Source organism: Myroides sp. WP-1 (genome assembly GCF_014145635.1).
In the GTDB taxonomy this organism is placed as follows: Bacteria; Bacteroidota; Bacteroidia; order Flavobacteriales; family Flavobacteriaceae; genus Flavobacterium.
The window spans coordinates 1-1047 of the sequence record NZ_JACHTC010000064.1; the positions used below are offsets into that span (position 1 = coordinate 1).

General features: G+C 37.6%; 1 protein-coding gene. It reads left to right on the forward strand.

From position 1 onward, the window contains the following. On the forward strand, nucleotides 1-1047 hold a 1047-nt coding region (locus H4K33_RS16330; protein WP_182650863.1), incomplete at both ends, for a carboxypeptidase regulatory-like domain-containing protein.

The window sequence follows — 1047 nt, forward strand, 5'->3', positions numbered from 1 at the left end:
GCTTGTACAGTTCAACTATAGGATCATCTGGATTTACAGAGCCTGTGTTGTTTGCCTCGGAGATTCAATCCAAAGTGAATGACGCCACAGCAGTGTTTACCCAGGACGGTAATACGATGTATTTTACACGTAACAATTCCAAAAACAGCGGAAGAAGCAAACAAAACAAAGACAAGACGTCATTGTTGAAATTATATAAAACAGTAAAGCAATCGGATGGGAAGTGGGGACTAGTAGAGGAATTGCCATTTAATTCAGACAATTTTAATACAGCCCATCCTGCTTTAACTCCAGATGATAAATGGTTGTACTTTGTTTCGGATCGCAAAGGAAGCTTAGGACAATCAGATTTGTTTCGCGTAGCGCTATATGAAAATGGAGGATATGGAGAGGTAGAAAACCTAGGGAAGTCGATTAATACCGAAGGCCGCGAGAGTTTTCCATTCATCTCATCAGATAACCAGCTTTATTTTTCTTCTGACGGACATCCAGGATTAGGAGGTATGGATATTTTTGTATCCAAACTTTATCCCAATGGTAGTTTTGGTCCGGTAGTCAATATGGGAACTCCAATTAACAGTAATTTAGATGATTTTGGATTCTATTTAGACCCCAAACAAGGCAAGGGATTTGTTAGTTCTAATCGCTCAGAGGGCAAAGGTTCAGATGACATTTATTTTTTAGCGGAAAAACCGTGTAAGCAAAGTATAGAAGGAACCGTATATGACAAAGATACAAACGAGGTATTAGCAAATGCACTTGTGATTATTTCAGATGCTTTGTATCAAAAATCAGATACGTTGTATACAAATACTAAAGGATATTACGTAACTTCGCTATTAGATTGTGGAAACAAATACCGCATTAAGGCAGAGAAAGAGCTGTACAATACAGTAGAAGTTGCCTTTAACATCAATCGCGAACCAGGAGTTAAGACCGTGAATATCGGATTAGAAAAAACCGAGAAACCATTAGGAGTTAACGACGACTTATTCAAGAAATTACAGTTACAACCAATTTACTTTGATTTTGATAAATCAAACATCC